The following is a 20,697-nucleotide window of genomic DNA, read 5'->3' on the forward strand; positions in this document are numbered from 1 at the left end:
ATATTCTACCTACGTTTTACATAAAAAAACGTACTTTTTCAAAAATTGGTCACGTAATATTTCCGTAAGCATTTTGCAAGGTCACTTCAGATTGAAAAGCCTCATTTTATACCTTGCCTGCCCCTTTTTTAATATGTATATTGCGTTTTACAAAAAAAATCGATAGAAAAAAGCACAATTTCGGGCCCACCTTTTTCTACAACGCTTAAAAGTTAAACAACTTTTTAATTGTATTGACAGCCGGGTTCGAGACAAAAGAGGTTACTATGCAGGAAGCATGGACAGGCTTTAAAGGCGGTCGCTGGCAGGAAGAAATTAACGTCCGCGACTTTATCCAGAAAAACTATACTCCCTACGATGGCGACAAGTCGTTCTTGCAGGGACCGACTGAAGCTACGAACAAGCTCTGGGCAGAACTCCAGGAACTACAGAAGAGAGAAATTGCAAAGGGTGGCGTCCTCGACATGGACACAGACGTCGTCTCCACTCTTACAAGCCACAACGCTGGCTACATTTCCGAAGAAACCAAGGATCTCGAAAAGATCGTAGGTCTCCAGACCGACAAGCCGCTCAAGCGCGCATTCATGCCGTTCGGCGGCATCAAGATGGCTGAAGAATCTTGCAAGAACTACGGTTACACACCGAGCGAAGAACTTCACCGCATCTTTACTGAATTCCACAAGACTCACAACCAGGGCGTTTTCGACGCCTACACGCCGGCAATGCGTATGGCCCGCAAGGCCCACATCATTACGGGTCTTCCGGATACTTACGGCCGTGGCCGTATCGTCGGTGACTACCGCCGCGTTGCTCTTTACGGTATCGATTACCTCATCGCCCAGAAGAAGGCCGACAAGGCTCTGACCGATGAAACGGATATGCGCGAACATGTGATCCGCGAACGCGAAGAACTTGCCGAACAGATCAAGGCTCTCGAAGGCATGAAGGTCATGGCAAAGATTTACGGCTATGACATTTCCAAGCCGGCAACAAACGCCCGCGAAGCTGTGCAGTGGCTCTACTTCGGTTACCTCGCCGCCATCAAGACACAGAACGGTGCCGCCATGAGCGTTGGCCGCGTTTCAACCTTCCTCGACATTTACATGACCCGTGACTTGCAGAACGGCGTCATCAACGAAACCGAAGCTCAGGAAATCATCGACCATTTCGTCATGAAGCTTCGCATGGTGAAATTCGCCCGTATCACAAGCTACAACGAACTCTTCAGCGGTGACCCGGTGTGGGCTACTCTCGAAGTCGCTGGCCTCGGCCAGGATGGTCGCCATCAGGTGACCAAGAACGACTACCGCTTCTTGCACACGCTCGTGAACATGGGCCCGTCTCCGGAACCGAACCTTACGATCCTCTACAGCCCGCGCCTCCCGGCAAGCTTCAAGAAGTTCGCTGCAGAAATCTCCGTGAAGACCAGCGCCATCCAGTACGAAAACGATGACACGATGCGTCCGATCTGGGGCGATGACTACAGCATCTGCTGCTGCGTTTCTGCAACTCAGACCGGTAAGGAAATGCAGTTCTTCGGCGCTCGTGCAAACCTCGCCAAGACGCTCCTCTACGCCATCAACGGTGGTAAGGATGAATGCCTCGTGAAGGGTACGCAGGTTGGCCCGGAATATCCGCCTATTTCTAGCGAATACCTTGACTACGATGAAGTCGTCCACAAGTTTGAACTCTACATGGACTGGATCGCTCACTTGTACGTGAATACGCTCAACTTGATCCACTACATGCACGACAAGTACTACTACGAAGCTGCCGAAATGGCCCTCATCGATACCAATGTTCGCCGTACGTTTGCAACGGGTATCGCAGGCTTCAGCCACGTTGTCGACTCCCTTTCTGCAATCAAGTATGCTAAGGTCAAGGTCATCCGTGACCCGGCTACGGGCCTTGCCGAAGACTTCCAGATCGAAGGCGACTTCCCGCGTTATGGAAACGACGACGACCGCGCAGACAGCATCGCTGTTTGGCTCCTCAAGACGTTCATGGCTAAGATCAAGCACACGCCGACTTACCGTGACTCTGAACCGACCACCTCCATCCTTACCATCACGAGTAACGTTGTTTACGGTAAGGCAACGGGCGCTCTCCCGGATGGTCGTAAGCAGGGCGAACCATTCTCTCCGGGTGCAAGCCCGAGCTACGGTGCCGAAAAGAATGGTCTCTTGGCATCTCTCAACTCTGTTGCCAAGATTCCGTACGAATACGCTCTCGACGGTATCAGCAACACGCAGACGATCAACCCGGACGCTCTCGGTCACGACGACGAAGAACGCACTAACAAACTCGTGCAGGTTCTCGATGGTTACTTCGGCCAGAGCAGCCACCACTTGAACGTGAACGTGTTCGGTGTCGAAAAGCTCAAGGACGCTATGGAACATCCAGAGAAGGAAGAATACCAGAACTTCACGATCCGCGTTTCTGGCTACGCCGTGCGCTTCATCAAGCTCACTCGCGAACAGCAGCTCGACGTGATTGCCCGCCAGGCACACGGCGTGCTCTAATCGCTTGGAAAAAGCTTAAAAAGGTTCCCGAAAGGGAACCTTTTTTTTGTTTCTGGGGAATGCCGATTTTTGAGGGAATGCGCGCGTTGAAATGCGGCGAAAACGCGAAGGCGCCGGCTCTACGCCACAATATAATTTTCGTTCTTTTGGCGGCGAGCGTAAACAGATTCTAAAAACATGAGGACTGAGGTTTTGTCGCGCACAAGTCCACGCTTATGACTCAGGCAAAAACGCGACGCCGAGAGTTTCTTCAATAGTTTTATCTGCTCGCCCAAAATTTGCACATTATAAACGTCAGGAGAGCCATGCCCCACCATCGGGTAAGTCGCATCACCCAAGAAAACGTAATCGTCAACGATAAGCGCAAGCGAGCCCTTGGCATGGCTATTGGGCATCGGCAAGATTTGAATCTGCACACCATCGTCAAACGCAAGCGGTTCCATCACAACATTCTTTGAAGTGCCTTCAATTTCACCAAACGTTTTTGAAGTGTAGGCACCCACGTAAAGCGCATCGATGTCTAGCGAAATTTCGCCACTGCACATGCGCTGGACATTCAGCAAATGGTCCCGATGAAAATGTGAAATGACGACATTCTTCACGAGACTCGCCGAATTGCCTACGAGATTATGCGGCAGTTCATTGATAAACTGCACAGCCTCATCGCATGCGCCCACGTCAAAAATCCACCACGCGCAATCGCCACGCACAGCGATGACATCCGCACTCAGCGGGTCATTCGACATCTGCAAATAATGGATTCTATCGGTAAGTTTAACGATCTTGGACACGGCGCCAAAGATAGAAAAAGGCTCCCTTTCGGGAGCCCTCTCCAACAAAAACATCTATCAAGTTATCGGTTGTAACGATGGAACTTAACAGGCTTCTTGCCCTGACGATTGCGATTCCAAGAATGGCGAGAATGCGGAGCGTCAATAATGCGAGAAATAAACTTGCCATCGCCTACGCTAACCTTGGAAACGTAAGAAAGGCACGGATAAAGCTTCTTAGCAGAACCGTCTTCGACTTCGCAATAAGCTTCAGCGACACTGCCGACTTCAACCTTTTCAGCCTTCAACTGTTTTTGTTCACCGTCTTCATTAAAGACTTCAATGCGATCGTAATCAGCAACAAGCACGGAATCCAAGGTCGCCTGATTTTCTGCAGCGTCATCATTCGTCGTCAAGATTTCAGACGTCGTCTTCAAATCCTGCATAGCGATGTTAGCATTCTGCACATGACCATACTTGTCCGTCAAAACAGTCAAGAAGTTCTTGTCATTGCGAACCACACGACCATTAAAGACGCGCTTGAACTTAAATGCATAACCATCAATTTCGACCTTCTTGTCCATCGAAGCAAGATAGCGCTTATCAATAGTTACGAGCTTAAACTGGTCCGCATATTCGCTCGGCAAAACAGCGCTCAAAATCTTGTTGGCGCTCAAATTGCGATCGGATTCCAAATCAGAAAGGTCAACTGTCACGTTACCTTCATTGAACCAAAGAACGTTCTTTTCGTGAGCAGAAACACGAACGCGATAATTTTCGCTCAAGCGATTTTTCAGGTTCTTTTGAGTCTTATCCGAAGATTCGTCAATAGCAACCACAAGAGACGAAGCTCGAGCAGGAGCCTTCATGCCCTTCTTGTTAAAATTCTTGGCATCGAAATGATTGCGTTCCGTCAGGAACTTCTTTGCCTTACTATTAACGACAAGACTCGGCTTGGCAAAGCCAACAGAAGTAAGCATCGCCATTGTCAAAATTGTAATAAAAGCCTTTTTCATTATATTTCCTCTTTTAAATTTTTACTAGTATTCCGGTGTTCCAAATTCCTGATAAAGGATATACATGGAATAATTCGTACCTTCCTTACGCGGGTCTAATCCCACTTCGTATGTACTAGAGAACTTTTCTGCGCTACCATCATGATAACGACCATGCTGGTCTGTACCCGCCATAAATGCGATTGCAGGAGTAAAGCCCGGAATATGTCCAGCACCGGCATTCATCCAAACTTGATCGAACTCGTTAAAAGTCCTATTATGAGCCCAATAATAAGCTTCCCAAAGAGTAAAATCATTTTCAATAAAGTATTCAGCAAAATACTTGTACTTCACATGCTGATACACTGTAACGCCATTCGATGTATAATAAGGATCATCTCTCCCTAACGAATAATAACCTAAAATAGCGTGAACGCCAATAAAAGCCCCATACAAATTCATAAGTTTATTATTATCCAATGGGCTCGGGTTCGAATAAAGCGGGACATTAAGCTGTCCATCTTTATTAATATTCAGGACTTCACAAGCATCATAGAACACCCATTTGATATCGCCTCCATAAGGTTTTTGAGAAACAGCCATCGGCTGATCATAAAAAGCCAAAGTCTGCTGAGCACCATGACCAGCAAAGAAAACAATATTAGAGTGATAGAGTTGAGCGTTCTTAAAGTTTGCCTTAGTAGCACCGCTATTGTTATACATATAGTCATGAATAGGAGTCGGCATATTTGGATACGCTCTATTAGCCGATTCTTCAATATACTGAATAAACGCATTTTTGGTACGCACCCTATTACTAAGGTTACTTGCGCTACCACCCGTAAAATGCGAGTAGTCATCCACTGCATAAGCACTTATATGCAGTCTATAGATCGGAGCATTTTCAGCCCATCTCCATGTAGGTTCATATTCCAAGGCAAGCGAACTTGCCGCCAGTGATAAAGCAATTGATGTAAGTAGTAATTTATTCATAGTACGTCGAATATAAAACAAAACAAATTAATCGTCAATATATTTTGTACTAAAAATCTTATTTGTAATAATAAAAACATTTTATTTATTATCAATAAATAAAACAAACAACATATTCACACCAAAGTAATGAATTATTTTGTATAATTTAAATTACAACAAACAAAATCGCAAAAATTGTTTTATATTAGCAATCCTTATTATATACTCACACAAAGCAAGGAGCTCAAGCACCTACAGAAACATCATCAAAAGCACATTTCGCAAAAAGCTAATCACACTAGCTCACGCATATTTTTCTATTTTCGAGTCATGACTCTCGGAAGAATCAACAAGCTCGAAACGTTCGGATCGGTCGATGGACCGGGAATCCGGTTTGTCGTATTTTTGCAAGGCTGCCCGATGCGCTGTAAGTTCTGCCACAATCCAGAAACATGGGATTTCGGAACAAAAAGCGCAAACGGAACAGAGAACGGTTCATTCGAAATGAGCGCTGAAGACCTGCTAAAAAAAGCCGTGCGCTACAAGCCATATTGGGGAACCGATGGAGGTATTACCGTGAGTGGCGGCGAGCCCCTCGCGCAAATCGACTTCATGATTGAATTCTTCGAAGCGGCAAAAGCGGCGGGAGTTCATACATGCATCGACACTAGCGGAGTCTCATTCAGGAGCACCGGCGAACAGTTTGCCAAGTTCGAACGATTGATGAAATCCACCGACCTCTTGCTCGTGGACATCAAGCACATCGACGCAGGCGCGCACAAGGAACTCACGGGTCACAGCAACGAGAACATCATTGAATTTTTCCATTACCTCGACCGCATTCAAAAGCCCATCTGGATCCGTCACGTGCTCGTTCCGGGAATCAGCGACAACGACGAAGCGCTCACGCGCACCCGCGACTTCATCCGTACGCTAAGCAACGTCAAACGTGTCGAAGTTCTCCCCTACCATGCATTTGCCCTCAGCAAGTATCAAGAACTCGAAATCGACTACGCGCTCAAGGACACGCAAACGCCCACCGCCGACCGTGTCAAGAACGCCAACGAAATTCTCGAAACCGCAAAATACACGAGCTGGATGAAGAAATAACCAACCAAGCGCAAAAAGCGCAGGAGATCCTTCGACTCCGCTGCGCTCCGCTCAGGATGACAAAGAAAAAAGACGAGGCGCGCAGCTTCGTCTTTAAATTTAAATCGAGATTTCGTCTAAAGCCTAGCGAGAGCAGGAATCAGCTTCGCGTAGCGTATTGTTATACGTGAGCGAAGCTGTGACGAACTATCGCGACGGCTTTCGGCGAAAGATCAGCCTTTAATGGCGTCGCCCATGCTAAACATCGGCATATACATTGCAATCAGGAGACCACCGACGGCGCCGCCCAAGAACACAATGATAATCGGTTCAATCATACTCACGACCGCATCGACAGCGGCGTCCACTTCTTCATCGTAGAAGTCCGCAAGCTTCAAAAGCATACCGCCAAGGTTACCAGTCTTTTCACCAACGCCCGTCATCTGGATCACCATGGGCGGGAAAATGCCTACTTCTTCCATCGGTTCGGCAATTGATTTACCGCCAGCAATACCAATCGATATCTTATAAATCGCCTTTTCCACAACTTTGTTACCTGCAGTAGACGCAACGACCTTTAGCGCATCCATCACAGACACACCAGCATTTAAAAGCGTTCCAAGCGTTCTCGAGAAACCCGCCGTTGCAGACTTAATCTGCAAATCACCAAGTTTCGGCAATTTCAACGTAAACTTGTCCATTGCAAATTGCGCTTGCGGTATTCGCATAATCATCTTATAAGCAAAGATGACAATGATAAGTGCAATAAAAATAAACGCACCATTGTTTCGTATAAAATCAGATATGTTCATCACAACCTGCGTCGGAGCAGGGAGTTCAGCGTCAAGGGCGGCGAACTGTTCAGCGAACGTCGGCACCACGAACGTCATAAGGGCAATCACAACGAGAATACCCACAATGATAACCATGATCGGGTACGTCAAAGCTTTTTTCACTTTACGTTTGAGGCGCTGGTTATTTTCGAGAGTTTCCGCCAGACGAGCGAGAATGCCTTCGAGAATACCACCCGCTTCACCAGCAGCCACCATGTTACAATACAGGGAGTCAAAGACCTTCGGGTGCTGCGCCAAAGCATCAGCCAAAGAAGAACCACCGTTAATCGACTGCGTGAGCTTATGCACAACGCTCTTGAGCTCTGGGTTTTCACACTGAGCTTCAAGAATGTTCAAGCACTGAAGCATCGGAAGACCAGCCGAGCACATAGACGAAAACATACGCGTAAAACGGGTAATATCTTCGGTCTTGATACCAGAACCAATCTTAATCTTGATTTCGGTCGGCTTCTTTTTAAGGCTCGTGATGACCAATCGACGACGGAGCAAAAGGGCTTCGGCTTCAGCCTTGTCCTTTGCCTCAAGCGTACCTTCAAAGCTGTTGCCCTGTGAGTTTTGGGCTTTGTACAAAAATTCTGCCATCGATTACACCCCTTCCTTTACAAACAACTGTTCCAACTGATCCGGACTCGACGAGCGAGCCAGAGCATCGAAACGGTCGACCTTGTGATTCTTGACAAGTTCGCACAAGCACATGTTCATCGTATTCATGCCAAACTTCTGACCAATTTCAATCATGGATTCAATCTGATGCACCTTGTCATCGCGGATCAAAGCACGGATACCCGGCGTCACGTTCATGACTTCGTATGCCATCACGCGACCGCCGCCAATTTTCGGCAAAAGGGTCTGACAGATAACGCCCTGAAGCACGAACGAGAGCTGCGTACGCACGGTCTGCTGTTCTCCCTTCGGGAAGGCGTCGACCACACGGTTAATCGTCTGCACACAGGAGTTTGTATGAAGCGTAGCAAACGTCAAGTGACCGGTTTCTGCAATCGTCAGTGCGGCACGGATCGTTTCCAAGTCACGCATTTCGCCGATGAGCACCACATCCGGGTCCTGACGGAGAGCCATCTTCAATGCCTGGGCAAAGCTATGTGTATCACTACCGACTTCACGCTGGTTGATCATGCAACCTTGATGCTTATGCAAAAATTCGATCGGGTCTTCGACCGTCAAGATGTGGTCGTGACGCTCCTTGTTGATCTTGTCGATCATTGCCGCCAAGGTCGTGGACTTACCAGAACCGGTAGCACCCGTCACAAGCACAAGTCCAGAAGGGCGGGTCGTAAATTCAGCCATGATCTTCGGGAGGCCGAGATCCTTGAACGTCTTAATATCCAGCGGAATAATACGGAGGGCAAGCGCCACGCAGCCACGCTGCAAGTAGGCGTTCGCACGGAAACGCGCAAGATTTGCAATACCGAATGAAAAGTCGCATTCCTTTTGCTGTTCAAAAGTCTTTTTCTGGGCTTCGTTCATCAAGCTGTAAGTCATACGCATGGTTTCGTCGGGCTTGAGCTTGTTCTCCCCAATGGGGGTAAGCTTGCCGGAAAGACGAATAAGAGGAGGTGCGCCGGCTGTAATATGCAAGTCGGACGCCCCACGTTTGACCATTTCTGCTAAAAGATCTTGAATGTTATATGCCATGCACTAGAATATAATTTAAAAAGCTCAAAAATTTCATAAATTCTTTATGCAATGCGTTCATCCACTTATAAAATTCTCGCATGGGTAGGGGCAATTATTTTCCTCGGTTTCGCGTTTTATGCGTTCGAGGCAAAATCCCGCTATAACCTGAACTTCCCAGAGACCGTTGCAAACTTCACGGCAGACGATGTAATGGGGGGCAAATCGGACTACGTAAGCGAGAAGGGGACTGCAACGCTTATTGTTTTGACCGCATCCTGGTGCCCATCCTGCCGGGCAGAACTTCCCATCCTCAAGCAGTTCCACGAGGAATTCGGGCCGAAGGGTCTCAAGATTCTGATGATCGACGAGGACGATTCCAAGAAGGTCGCCCGCAAGTACAAGAAAAGCATGGACATCCCGTGGACGATGCTCCACTGGAACTACGACGCGCTCAAGGCGCTAGGAAGCCCGGGCGTGATTCCCGTAAGCTTTGTGGTCGACAAGGATGACAAGATCCAGCACGTCGATGTCGGAGTACTCAACGAACTGAGAGTCCGACACGAGCTAAAGCGACTGCTGGGACAGTAATACGAGATGGCGACCCCGTCCCCATACGCGGATCATGCTCACATAAGTGCTAAAGCACTAAGTGATCAAAGAAAATAAATCCGGGGTGACAAGCCAGGTGACAACCAAGCGTTAAGCAATGGGGCTGGGGAAGAGGATCACGTCGGCAATTTCTTCTTTACCGAGGGCGAGCATGAACAGGCGGTCGAGCCCGAGAGCCACACCAGAGCAAGCAGGCATTCCCGATTCAAGAGCTGCAAGGAACCGTTCGTCAATAGGCGGTAAGGGCTTGTTCATCCCCTTACGAATTTCCAAATCAGCATAGAAACGACGACGCTGCTCCACAGGATCCGTAAGCTCCGTGTAACCATTGCAAAGTTCCACTTGGTTCACAAAAAGCTCAAAGCGGCGAGCCCACGTATAGCCCTCAGCATCCACGTAAGTCTGCGCCAAAGCAGCCTGCGACGGCGGGTAATCCAAGATGAACTCGGGACCGTTACTAGCGAGTGCAGGTTCCACCAAGAAAACCATGAGATAGTCCCACCAGTCTTCGCGCGTGAGCGTTTCGCTCTTTTCGGGCACAGGAATCTCGCGAGCGCGGCAAGCATCCGCAAAGTCCGTGAGCTTTTCGCAGAACGGATTCACGCCAGCGTAATTCTTGAACGCATCAATCCAGCGGGTGCGGCGGGCATTTAGTTTGGTCCCAATGATTTCGCTCACAAGGTCTTCGACTTCATCCATGAGTTTGTCCTGAATCATACCCACGCGGTACCATTCCACCATCGAGAACTCGTTGTTGTGGTGGCCGCCAAATTCATCCTTGCGGAACGACTTTGTAATCTGAAAGATGTCACCGAACTTTGCAGCTAGCAAACGCTTCATGTGAAATTCCGGACTCGTCATCATAAACCGCTTCGGGTCTTCGATTTCAAAGTAATCGAGCTGCGGGTCCGTTCCGCCGTATGCAGAAAGCACAGGCGTCTCAACTTCGAGTGCATTACGACGAACAAAGAAATCACGGACGCGGGCCATCAGCGCCTGGCGCTTGATCCAAGTTTCACGCGTGCAAGTGGGCGCAAACGCGCCCAAGTTCAAATTTTCCATTACTCAGCTCCGGCTACACAACGGACCGCAAGATAGAAACTCGGGTCCACGGAGATGGAGCCGACATCCTTATCGGAGCTGAACATTGTGCGAGCCTTGCCACGAGAATCTTCTTCGGAATCGGCAGTCCAGAAATAGGCGCCCTCGCCCATCGTCGTGCAGACGCCGGTCTTGTTGGCGTAGCCACCGAACATGGCCGTGAATGCATAATCGTCACTGCCGTTGCTCTTGAGCTTGAGCGCAGCTTCGCGAGAACCGCCCGCATATTCTTCAAGCTTTTTCCAATCCGCATCCGTGGCGAGATGGTAGCCTGCCGGGCAAGCCTTCTTGGCAGCTTCTTGCGTGTAGAGGCGACCGAACGTCTTGCAGTTCGCATCGTCGCGGTCATAGCACATCGAGCCTTCCGGATCGTTGTAGTTCAAGTTTTCGACGAACCAGTCCACGCCGCCGATTTCCTTGACCTTGTAAACTTGTTTGTCACGCTTGTCCACAAAGTTCTTGAACACCGGGCAGCGAGTGCTGAAGCCTGCTTCAGAAAGAATCGGATCGACCTTGCCCTTCCAAGCGGTGCAGAAGCGGAACAGCTGACCGCCCGGGAGCGAAGCGCCCTTATGCTTGGCAACCCAAGTCTTCACGTAATGGAGGCCCGTCACAGCGGTATCAGGAATCGAGAGCACCTTGGCATACTTGCCAGCGAGTGCAGCATACGTCCCGGCAACAGACATCGGAGCCTTCCAGAAGCCATCGGAAAGACCTTCGCGCAAGCTTGCAAAAACCGGGGACGGCTTATAGACCTTGATTGTCTTATCGACCATCTGCTCCGGATTCTTTTTGCAGTTCACATCATGATTGATCGCCATCAAGGAATTAGCATCTTCCTTGCACTGGGCAATGCACTTTGTTCGTGCAGCGCCCTTCTTGGGGCACGGTTTCCAGACCGTCGTATCGACACTCACGAGAGACTGTTTTCCAAAGGCCTTCGTCTTCGTTGCAGCCTTAGCCACCTCGTCTAGCGTTTTGAGAGCCTTCGTACTCCCCTTTTCACCATCGGCGAGCAAATACTTGATGACACCCGAGCAGGCATTCGCGGCATTTGCCATCGAGCACACCTTCGGACCAAAGCCATACGCAAACTGGGACGGGCAGGCAGCAAACGCCTCATCCGGCATCTGCTTAAAATGCTTGCCATAAATGTTCGTCGCATTCTTTGCCGACATCTTACCGCAATAAATTTCTTCGAGCTCGCCGGAATTGACAATCTTTTTAACCTTTTTCCAGTTGTTGGAATCAACGGCCTTGCGGAGCGCTTCTTGGGCAAAACTACCCTGTGCCAAAATTGCAGAACAAACCAAACTTGCTATAAAAAGATTCTTCATCTAAACCTCTTTTAAAACTTAACTGGATCCCTCGCTTTCGCTCAGGATGACAGTTCCAATATCAAAATGACAATTCCTGAGTCGGGATAACGACATGAATAGTTTTAATATATAACGAATTATAAACAATCCCTAATGAATAATCAAAAAAAATCTTGAACCCTAATAATATTTTACTTGAATTTGACTCCGGCTATAGAGGATTTCTATCTTTGCGGGCATGAACGCAGAAGTCTTACGCAATGAATTCCCGATGTTGGTCGCAGGCGACAAAGAAGCAAAGCCGCTCGCCTTTTTGGACAGCACCGCCACGACCCAGAAGCCCGCAAGCGTCATCGACGCGATGGACGATTTTTACCGCGAGCACTACAGCTCCGTGAAGCGCGGGGTTTACCGCCTCAGCGCACGCACTACCGAAGCCTTTGAAAAGACTCGCAAAGACGTTGCGAAGTTCATCAACGCAAAATCCGAAGACGAAATCGTCTTCACGCGCGGCACCACCGAAAGCATCAATCTCGTTGCCTGGAGCTACGGACGCAAGTTCTTCGAAGCGGGCGACGAAATTTTAATCAGCGGTTTGGAACACCACGCGAACATCGTGAGCTGGCAGCTCGTCGCCGAAATGAAGGGCGCAAAGATCAAGGTCATTCCCGTCCGCGATGACGGCGATTTGGACTTGAGCAAGCTCCCCGAGCTCCTCACGCCGCGCACCAAGATGGTCGCCGTCGCCCACGTGAGCAATTCCGTTGGCACAGTGAACCCGATTGCAGAAATCATTGCAACCGTCCGCAAGCTCGCCCCGCAAGCAAAAATTTTGATTGACGCCGCCCAGAGCTCTAGCCACATCAAGATTGACGTGCAAAAGCTCGACTGCGATTTTCTCGCCTTCAGCGGCCACAAAATGTACGGCCCGACTGGCATCGGCGTTCTTTACGGCAAGTACGACGTGCTCGACAGCATGCCGCCTTGGCATGGCGGTGGCGAAATGATCAAGAACGTCACGTTTGAAAAGACGACTTACGCTGACGTCCCGGCACGCTTTGAAGCAGGCACACCTGCCATTGCCGAAGTCATCGGACTTGGCAAAGCTATCGAATGGCTGAACAACGTCGGCCTCGACAACATCCGCAAGCACGAAGAACAAATTACGCAGTACGCTCTGAAGCAGCTCGCCGAAATCCCGCAAGTAAAAGTCCTCGGCAACCCGAAGGAACGCGGCGCGCTCATCAGCATTACATTGGACGGAATTGCCGTCGGTGATGCCGCCATGATTCTCGACGAAGAAAACGTCGCCGTGCGTAGCGGGCACCATTGCGCGCAACCGGTGATGGACCGCTTTGGGCTGGACGCCACGCTCCGCTTGAGCTTTGGCGTTTACACGCTCGAACGCGACATTGACCGTTTTGTTGCCGGCATCAAGCGCGTCGTCCGTCTGTTCGCCTAAATTCCGCCAGTTTTGCAGGATTCTCATGGGAATTGAAAAAGGCATTTTCAACCGCACATCGCTCCTTCTCGGAGACGATGTTATGGACTGTATCTACCAAAAACGCGTCATCATTTTTGGACTCGGCGGAGTCGGCAGCTGGTGTGCCGAAAGCCTGGTGCGTTCCGGCATCAAGGAACTCGTGCTCGTCGATTCTGACCGCGTGTGCGTCACCAACGTAAACCGCCAGCTAATGGCCACCACCAAAACCGTGGGCCAAGTCAAAGTCGAAGTGCTTAAAAACCGCTTGTTAGAAATCAATCCGCACGCAAACATCGTCGCATTGCAGGACATCTACGAAGAAGCGAATACGGACAAGTTCCAGCTAGACACATTCGATTACATCATCGACGCTATCGACAGCCTCGAAAACAAGATGCAGTTGCTTTGGCACGCCACGCACACCAAGGCAACCGTATTCTCGTCGATGGGAGCCGCCCTCAAGATGGACCCCACGCGAATCAAGGTCGCCGAATTCTGGAAGGTTACAGGTTGCCCGCTCGCACGCGCACTTCGCGACAAGTTCAAGCGAAAAAAATTGTGGCTCAAGAAAAAAGTACTTTGCGTTTATAGCGACGAACTCTTAAAAAATCGCGGTCAAAATTCTTCTTGCGGAACCGCCGCCTGCATGTGTCCTAAAGTCCGCCAAGAACGCAGCGAAGCGGAACTCAAGAACGCCGAACTTGTCGATCACGAATGGTGTAGCAGCAAGGCTCAAATCAACGGCACCATGGCACATGCCACGGCCATTTTCGGCTTTATGATTGCAGGTCTTGTGATGAACGACATTTATCAGAAAGCGCTAACGCAAGCTGAGTGATTTAACTCGCTCTTGACTTTTTTAACTTAATAAGTTAAATTAAAGTTAAAAGGAGAGAGCATGAGCATCGGCGGAATTACATTTAAGACCATCAACGGCAAGCGTTACGCTTACTATCAATGGACCGAAAACGGCAAGCAGCACAGTCGCCGTGTCAAGGATGATGAATTTGCGGAACTCGCTGCAAAAATTGCGACAGAAAAAGCGAAAAAGAATTCGTCAAGAAACATTCAGCAACTAGTGGTCGCCGAAAACACCGCTCCATATTCAGCAAAACCCGAATTCAAAACCGACATAAAAATCGGAGCACAACTCACCCGTTTTTTTGAACCCGTCATGAAATGGAAAAAGCGCGAATGTTTCGGCGCGCTCCACGATTACATTTACGGAGAAAACAACGACCGAGTTCTCATCCTATACGGGCTACGTCGCACAGGCAAAACGACGCTCATCCGCCAACTAATTGGCGAAATGTCTGCCGACATGCAACAGAAAACGGCGTTTATCCAGCTGAGCTCTAGACATTCGCTCGCCGACGTCAACCACGACCTGAAACAATTAGAATTGCTTGGTTTTCGTTACGTATTCATTGACGAAGTAACCTTGCTAAACGATTTCATCGAAGGTGCCGCATTATTCTCCGATATTTTCGCCGCCGGCGGCATGAAAGTGGTCCTATCGGGAACCGATTCCTTGGGATTCGTTTTTTCCGAAGACGAGCAACTTTATGACCGTTGCATTTTATTGCACACGACATTCATCCCCTATCGCGAATTTGAAAACGTTCTTGGAATTGCTGGCATCGATAAATTTATCGAGTTCGGTGGAACGATGAGCATGGGCGGGAGCAACTACAACACAGACAAGTTTACTTTTGCCACACAAAAAAGCGCAAACGATTACGTGGATTCCGCCATTGCACGCAACATCCAACATTCCCTCAAATGCTACCAGCACGAAGGGCATTTCCGCGCATTGCAAGATCTATACAATGCTGGCGAATTAACGAGCGCCATCAATCGCATCGTCGAAGACGTCAACCACAGATTTACCATAGACGTACTGACTAAAAAATTCAAGTCAAGTGATTCCGCCACAAAACAACTAAAACATCTTTTGCTCATCAAGGACAAAGCAGAACAATCTGTAGAAATCAGCGAGCCACACCGCATAGAAATCAAGGAATATCTCGACTTACTCGATTTGACTTGCGACATCGATATTGTCAACATGTCCAACCTGAACGAGCACCGTACACGTACAGTTCTTTCGCAACCAGGACTCCGTTACGCCCAAGCATCAGCACTCATCAAGAGCCTTTTGCTAGACGAGACGTTCAAACAAGTTCCGATTATTGAGCGTATGGCAATCGAGAAACGAATTCTCGATGAAATCCGTGGACGCATGATGGAAGAAATCGTACTCCTGGAAACCCAAATTGCAAAACCCACAAAGCAAGTTTTCCAATTACAGTTTGCCGTCGGCGAATTCGACATGGTGGTATTCGACCCACAAAATGCCTGTTCCGAAATTTACGAAATCAAGCATAGTGACAAAATTGCTAAAGAGCAATGCCGCCATTTGCTTGACCCCAAGAAATGTGCCGAGACGGAATTCCGCTACGGGAAAATCTTAAGCAAGAACGTCATCTACCGCGGAGCAAAAGACCGCTTTGGCGATATTAATTATTTGAATGTAGAAGAGTATTTGAAAGGACTATAAAATCTACACATAATTATTTTCATCCCAGATGTTTTGCGGAATTAGCATGAAGTGTTTCGGATACTCATTCGTTTCTTTTGCAGAGAATTCCACGACACCATTTGGAAAAACTGTAACTATCCTTTCAGAATAAAATTCAGGTTGTTTCGAAATCCAAGAAGACGACTCCCATTCAAAACACGTAAAGCAGCTAAGGAATTCGCGAAGTTTGGTGGCCGTTACAGGAGATTCCGGATCTTCGCAACGATATTCAGCCACGTCACAATAAAGAACAATATACGGAGAATCCTTTTTGCAGCTGTCTACAAGCATCCGGCAGTGTTCCGTAGCAGCGAAATCATCCCATTCTTCGCCCACCTCGTCCTTGAAAACGTCAACATCTTCCCACACGGGACAATTACCGAGAGCGGCAACAATTCTCTCACTAAGTTCTTTGCCTTGCACAACGCAAAACAGTTTTTTTTCTTCTAGAAATTCTTTGATAGTCATAAATCCTCTTTTTTTGAGACTATCAAGAATGTAGATTCAACGGACGACAATTATCGTCGTCCGCGAAACCCCTTATTTTTTTGATGTTGAAAATCAAAAAATCAATTGTTTGACGCCTTTTCCTGCATAGCTTTTGCTTCCTGAATTTTTTCTTCAGGAACCCCAAGCTTGCGCATAACATCTAAATTATGGGGAAGCTTACAATTTCAAGGGTCATGCATTAAAAGCTACCGTTCAGCCTCATCAAAATAATTATCACTTCCGCATACACCAGCATCTGTGCGTAATACCAAATTATCGCCATAGCAACAAAAACAAAAATAAGCTTGAAAAGCACTACAGGAGTCAACGGAACATTTTTCTTATTCATTTTCAAATCCTCGTAATGTTTTTAATCTAGCACCGAGGCACGACAAATAATGTCGTCTCTATACATCCTAAGCACTTGAGAGAAAAGCAAATACAAATCTGTGGCTATTAGGCTAGGGTCACATCTCGCGCAATTCCTCGCAACCGTGAATCTAGATACTTTGCAAGAAATTCCCGGTGCATACAGCGACACCATTTCTTTCGGATACAGCGACTTGGCATTTACCGTAAAACTCGAAAGCGACGATCCCAAACAAGCTGAACTCCTCGTCGGAATCCTCGAAGAGCACAAAAGTTATCCCGACTACTCGCTTATACCCCAGCTTGTAAAATACTGGTATGAAATCATGGTCAGGAATCAGAAAAACATTCCGACAATCGCCATCGTTCTGTACAACGGGCAGGACTCATGGAAAATCGAGAAACAAGTTATGTTTCCAAATTACCCTGAATACTACCACAAAATCGGACTTCCGTTTATTTTGGAAGTTGTGGATATCAGCGATATTTTTAGCGAAGATGAAATTTCTAAAATCTCGCCCAAAATCGCACTCGCGCTAGTTGCGTTGAAATATGTCTTTTCTGGAGATAAGCTTAAAAAGTATCTGAAGCCAGCCATCGCAGGACTTAAGGCTCTACCAAAAGACGAAGCAGAAGACTTTCTTACTCAAACTTTTATATATTTACGCAAGTGGTTCAATGGCGAGGCCAAGGAGCAATTCAAGATGGATTTCAAGAAATGCAGCGAAGTTTACGGCTATAAGTCCATTGAAGAAGTGGAAGAAGAGCTTGCCGAAAGAGATCGTGAAAAAGCTAAGGGCCTTTTCAATGACGGAGTCCCGGCTGAAATCATTTCTCGTCACTATAATATTCCCACAGACGAAATTCTTTCTTGGAAAAACAGGACATAATTTCCATTTGGCCAAGTATTCTTCATAATCCCTGAACTTACTTCAGGGATTTTTTTCATAAAACGGCTCTCAATTCAAGCTATTGACAGTCTCTTTGCTAAAAAGATATTTTTAGTAATGGTTTAACGATATCGCTAAGTGGTTCAAAGGCGAAGCACAGGTGCAATTCAAGATGGATTTCAAGAAATGCAGCGAAGTTTACGGCTACAAGTCCATTGCCGAAGTGGAAGAAGAAGAGCTTGAAGCCAAAATTAAAGAAACCAAACGCGAATTTGCTCGCAAAATGTTTGATTATGGAGATCCTGTTGAAAAAATTTCCATTATAACAGGCGTTCCAGAAGAAGAAATCCGTTCCTGGAAGAAAAAAGCATAATTTTTCCAGCGAAGCTTTCCCCTGAGTATAATTCAGGGGTTTCTTACACCCAGTTTTCTTTAAGCCATTTGCAGAAAAAATCGCAGGATGTAAGTCCATTTGCCTTGTCATACTTGGCGAGCATGGGTTTACTTCAATGGGGGCTAGAAAGATGCATCGTGTAGATGTATCGTTACTTAGCATCCATCTCTTGCAAAATGTTTTTTCCTTTTCTCGGAACTAAAATCATGAAAACTAATAAATTTAGCAATATTCCCCCAAGAATTGCAAAATATTGATTTTTAATAAAAAACAAGTCAGGATAGAAAGTCAATAATTCTGTAACGACTCCTAAAAAAATACAGCTAAAGAAAACAAGAAAATTCATTCTAAACGATTCCTGAGGGTTTGTCCAATAAATTCTAGGATTTTTCATATCTGTTTTTACACCCATCAAACTCGTATTCAATACAAATAGTAAATTTGGAATAAGCAAAAGAAGAATAAGTATTTTTCTTGTCATTGCAAAAAGAGTTCCATAGCACAAAATAAATACAGGAAATACCAACAACATATAGAATGTAACTTTTGCCATTATTCGTTTTCTATTATCAATTGGTAAAGTTTGCAGAATATTGTGAAATTTACCTTCTCTTGAAAAGCTAGAAACATTTATCATACTAATCGCAGGATACAGAGATATAAAACTTATGTATTTGTAATTTACCTTAAAAGCAATAGCAGTAAATACTATAGACATTACCCATTGCAATAAGATTTCCGTTTTCAGAGACGCAAATAACAACAAATTCTTTTTCTCATATATGACTAGAGAGAAAAATGAAGATCGCTTCTTAAATTTTAGCTTTTCATTTATTCTTGAATCAGTAAAAAATTGAGAAAAGAAATGAATAATCAGGGACAGAAAAAACACAAATAAAATCGTAATAGCAGGTATTAAGAACGCAAGAACAAGACCTTCAAGTAACACCTCTAAAGAAAAGGCATCCCTTAGCAAGCTATAGACCGCTGATGATATAATGTAAAGTGAAAACAAAATTTGATTTTTATAAAAAAATACAAAATTGCTTGCAAAAATTTCTGTTTTTGTAATAGGGAGAGTTTTCAACAAATCTATATCTTTCCCTGAAAAAAAGAATGCGTACGCAGTTTTAACCGTTACTAGAAAGGAATAAACAATTATTAATCCACATGCTATGTATATAATTTTATCTTGATCAACTGTTGTATAAAAAAATGATAAGCCTAGAAACGCTACAGCCAATAAGATAAAACAACTACAGCCAACAATTCCATTCATTATAATGGAAATTACAGGATAACGATATTTTTTGAAGAGCCGACTGAGGATAGGGTGATAACTATCTCTCATTGCTAAAAGATTTATTACTTGTCTCACTCTCATTTTTATATCTCAGTCATTTGAAGAAACAAATCTTCCAATGTTGAATCGTTTTCACCAACTTTTGACTTAAGATCTTCAAAAGTTCCAGAATACACAAGCTCTCCTTTATTTATAATGGCAAAATTATCACAAAAACGCTCTGCCACATCCATTACATGAGTTGAATAAAAAACTGTATTTCCATTAGCAGCGAATGCTTTTAATGTGTCTTTTAGAATTTTTACAGATTTCGCATCAAGACCAACCATCGGTTCATCAAGAATAATAACTTTTGGAGAATGAATAAAAGCTGCTATCAAGGACAATTTTTGTTTCATTCCATGAGAATACTTTGAAATAAATTCATTTAAAGCATCAATGAGATCAAACAGTTTTGAATAATAAGTAATCGCATCTTCTCTAGCTTGTACAGAAATGGAAAAAATATCTGAAATAAAATTCAAATATTGAATTCCTGTCATATACTCATAGAAGGTCGGCTCATCAGCAATATATGCAATTTGTGATTTAGCTAAAAGAGAATTCTTGTGAATATCAATATCATTAATAAAAATTTCACCAGATGTAGGTTTTTCAATTCCTGTTATCATTTTGATTGTCGTAGATTTTCCAGCACCATTCGGTCCTAAAAAGCCAAAAATTTTACCTTCTGGAATTTCGAGAGATAAATTGCTTACCGCTTTTTTATTTCCAAAATTTTTGCATAGTTTATTAATTTTTATCACGTGGAAACTCCTTGACAATCCTATTTTTTGATTTTAAATATTTATAGACCTCTTCAACACCATATTGCTTTGCATATTCACATGCATCACACTCTCCCAATTCTCCAAGTGGATATGTCGCATTTATATCAATTCCTTTATCAATTAAATACTTCGCCACATCAACATTTTTGTTATATATAGCAGCAAATAATGGATTATTTTCAAAAGAAGTAACATCTAATTTCGCACCATTACTTACTAATAAATCAACAATTTCTAAGTAGCCCTTGAAAGCAGCTTCCCCAATTGGAGATTTTTTAAAAAGTCCTCCTCCCAAATTAACATCACATTTGCACTCAAGCAAAAAACTTACAATTTGTTTGTTTCCTTCTCTTGCGGCAATCTGCAAAACAGAACCAAAAGAGGAAATTTCTTTTAGTATATCAGGATTTTTTTTTACAATTGCTTTTACAGCGGACAAATCACCATTGTGAATTGCGATTCTTATATTTTTCATATCTTCTTCCATAA

The 20,697-nt window shown here is 45.7% G+C and carries 20 protein-coding genes; 8 read left to right on the forward strand and 12 right to left on the reverse strand.

Going from position 1 to position 20,697, the window contains the following annotated elements; translation table 11 throughout:
* Positions 1 to 266: 266 nt before the first annotated feature.
* Positions 267 to 2,522, forward strand: a complete 2,256-nt coding sequence (gene pflB / locus BUC30_RS04630) for a formate C-acetyltransferase (protein WP_073423740.1) — start codon at positions 267 to 269, stop codon at positions 2,520 to 2,522.
* Between the two features lie 119 nt (positions 2,523 to 2,641).
* Here pflB and BUC30_RS04635 read toward each other — a convergent pair whose 3' ends face one another.
* The 3 genes from BUC30_RS04635 to BUC30_RS04645 form a co-directional block, all read right to left on the reverse strand.
* A complete protein-coding gene (locus tag BUC30_RS04635; RefSeq protein WP_073423741.1) occupies positions 2,642 to 3,313 on the reverse strand; it encodes an MBL fold metallo-hydrolase in 672 nt (223 codons plus the stop codon).
* A gap of 62 nt (positions 3,314 to 3,375) precedes the next feature.
* Positions 3,376 to 4,308 (reverse strand): hypothetical protein, encoded by a 933-nt coding sequence (locus tag BUC30_RS04640; protein WP_073423742.1) that lies wholly within the window; start codon positions 4,306 to 4,308, stop codon positions 3,376 to 3,378.
* A 24-nt stretch (positions 4,309 to 4,332) separates the two neighbouring features.
* Positions 4,333 to 5,280, reverse strand: coding sequence for a hypothetical protein (locus BUC30_RS04645; RefSeq protein ID WP_073423743.1), 948 nt, complete (start codon positions 5,278 to 5,280; stop codon positions 4,333 to 4,335).
* A 312-nt stretch (positions 5,281 to 5,592) separates the two neighbouring features.
* Here BUC30_RS04645 and pflA point away from each other — a divergent pair, with 312 nt between their 5' ends.
* Entirely contained in the window at positions 5,593 to 6,372 is a 780-nt protein-coding gene (gene pflA / locus BUC30_RS04650) for a pyruvate formate-lyase-activating protein (RefSeq protein WP_073423744.1), read from the forward strand.
* 212 nt (positions 6,373 to 6,584) lie between these two features.
* Here the strand turns inward: pflA and BUC30_RS04655 are convergent, their stop codons facing one another.
* Complete coding sequence (locus BUC30_RS04655) at positions 6,585 to 7,787, reverse strand: type II secretion system F family protein (RefSeq protein WP_073423745.1); 1,203 nt, start codon at positions 7,785 to 7,787, stop codon at positions 6,585 to 6,587.
* Between the two features lie 3 nt (positions 7,788 to 7,790).
* Positions 7,791 to 8,858: a type IV pilus twitching motility protein PilT gene (locus BUC30_RS04660; RefSeq protein ID WP_073423746.1), complete on the reverse strand. Its 1,068-nt coding sequence runs from the start codon at positions 8,856 to 8,858 to the stop codon at positions 7,791 to 7,793.
* Positions 8,859 to 8,909: 51 nt separating this feature from the next.
* Here BUC30_RS04660 and BUC30_RS04665 point away from each other — a divergent pair, with 51 nt between their 5' ends.
* Entirely contained in the window at positions 8,910 to 9,428 is a 519-nt protein-coding gene (locus tag BUC30_RS04665) for a TlpA family protein disulfide reductase (protein ID WP_073423747.1), read from the forward strand.
* Between the two features lie 111 nt (positions 9,429 to 9,539).
* Here BUC30_RS04665 and epmA read toward each other — a convergent pair whose 3' ends face one another.
* Entirely contained in the window at positions 9,540 to 10,511 is a 972-nt protein-coding gene (gene epmA / locus BUC30_RS04670) for an EF-P lysine aminoacylase EpmA (RefSeq protein WP_073423748.1), read from the reverse strand.
* Positions 10,511 to 11,887, reverse strand: coding sequence for an FISUMP domain-containing protein (locus tag BUC30_RS04675; protein WP_073423749.1), 1,377 nt, complete (start codon positions 11,885 to 11,887; stop codon positions 10,511 to 10,513). The genes epmA and BUC30_RS04675 overlap by 1 nt, the downstream gene beginning before the upstream one ends.
* A gap of 220 nt (positions 11,888 to 12,107) precedes the next feature.
* On the opposite strand from BUC30_RS04675, the gene BUC30_RS04680 reads away from it, so the two are divergent.
* Genes BUC30_RS04680 through BUC30_RS04690 form a run of 3 tightly spaced genes read left to right on the forward strand, consistent with a single transcriptional unit; the run spans position 12,108 to position 15,912 of the window.
* Positions 12,108 to 13,331 (forward strand): aminotransferase class V-fold PLP-dependent enzyme, encoded by a 1,224-nt coding sequence (locus BUC30_RS04680; protein WP_073423750.1) that lies wholly within the window; start codon positions 12,108 to 12,110, stop codon positions 13,329 to 13,331.
* A 25-nt stretch (positions 13,332 to 13,356) separates the two neighbouring features.
* Positions 13,357 to 14,190 (forward strand): tRNA threonylcarbamoyladenosine dehydratase, encoded by an 834-nt coding sequence (locus BUC30_RS04685; protein WP_073423751.1) that lies wholly within the window; start codon positions 13,357 to 13,359, stop codon positions 14,188 to 14,190.
* A 60-nt stretch (positions 14,191 to 14,250) separates the two neighbouring features.
* Entirely contained in the window at positions 14,251 to 15,912 is a 1,662-nt protein-coding gene (locus BUC30_RS04690; protein ID WP_073423752.1) for an AAA family ATPase, read from the forward strand.
* A gap of 3 nt (positions 15,913 to 15,915) precedes the next feature.
* Here BUC30_RS04690 and BUC30_RS04695 read toward each other — a convergent pair whose 3' ends face one another.
* A complete protein-coding gene (locus BUC30_RS04695; RefSeq protein ID WP_073423753.1) occupies positions 15,916 to 16,401 on the reverse strand; it encodes a hypothetical protein in 486 nt (161 codons plus the stop codon).
* Positions 16,402 to 16,621: 220 nt separating this feature from the next.
* Positions 16,622 to 16,771, reverse strand: a complete 150-nt coding sequence (locus tag BUC30_RS16050) for a hypothetical protein (protein WP_170861499.1) — start codon at positions 16,769 to 16,771, stop codon at positions 16,622 to 16,624.
* A 100-nt stretch (positions 16,772 to 16,871) separates the two neighbouring features.
* Here BUC30_RS16050 and BUC30_RS04700 point away from each other — a divergent pair, with 100 nt between their 5' ends.
* Positions 16,872 to 17,681, forward strand: coding sequence for an Rpn family recombination-promoting nuclease/putative transposase (locus BUC30_RS04700; protein ID WP_073423754.1), 810 nt, complete (start codon positions 16,872 to 16,874; stop codon positions 17,679 to 17,681).
* 172 nt (positions 17,682 to 17,853) lie between these two features.
* Complete coding sequence (locus BUC30_RS04705; protein WP_073423755.1) at positions 17,854 to 18,054, forward strand: hypothetical protein; 201 nt, start codon at positions 17,854 to 17,856, stop codon at positions 18,052 to 18,054.
* A gap of 172 nt (positions 18,055 to 18,226) precedes the next feature.
* Here the strand turns inward: BUC30_RS04705 and BUC30_RS04710 are convergent, their stop codons facing one another.
* The 3 genes from BUC30_RS04710 to BUC30_RS04720 are packed head-to-tail and all read right to left on the reverse strand — an operon-like array spanning position 18,227 to position 20,695.
* Positions 18,227 to 19,453 (reverse strand): hypothetical protein, encoded by a 1,227-nt coding sequence (locus BUC30_RS04710; RefSeq protein WP_170861501.1) that lies wholly within the window; start codon positions 19,451 to 19,453, stop codon positions 18,227 to 18,229.
* A gap of 8 nt (positions 19,454 to 19,461) precedes the next feature.
* On the reverse strand, positions 19,462 to 20,184 hold the full coding sequence (locus BUC30_RS04715; RefSeq protein ID WP_073423757.1) for an ABC transporter ATP-binding protein: 723 nt from the start codon (positions 20,182 to 20,184) through the stop codon (positions 19,462 to 19,464).
* A complete protein-coding gene (locus BUC30_RS04720) occupies positions 20,171 to 20,695 on the reverse strand; it encodes an ankyrin repeat domain-containing protein (RefSeq protein WP_073423758.1) in 525 nt (174 codons plus the stop codon). Before BUC30_RS04720 ends, BUC30_RS04715 begins: the two co-directional genes overlap by 14 nt.
* Positions 20,696 to 20,697 lie beyond the last annotated feature (2 nt).

The sequence above is a fragment of the Fibrobacter sp. UWB7 genome, from assembly GCF_900142945.1.
Classification (GTDB): domain Bacteria; phylum Fibrobacterota; class Fibrobacteria; order Fibrobacterales; family Fibrobacteraceae; genus Fibrobacter.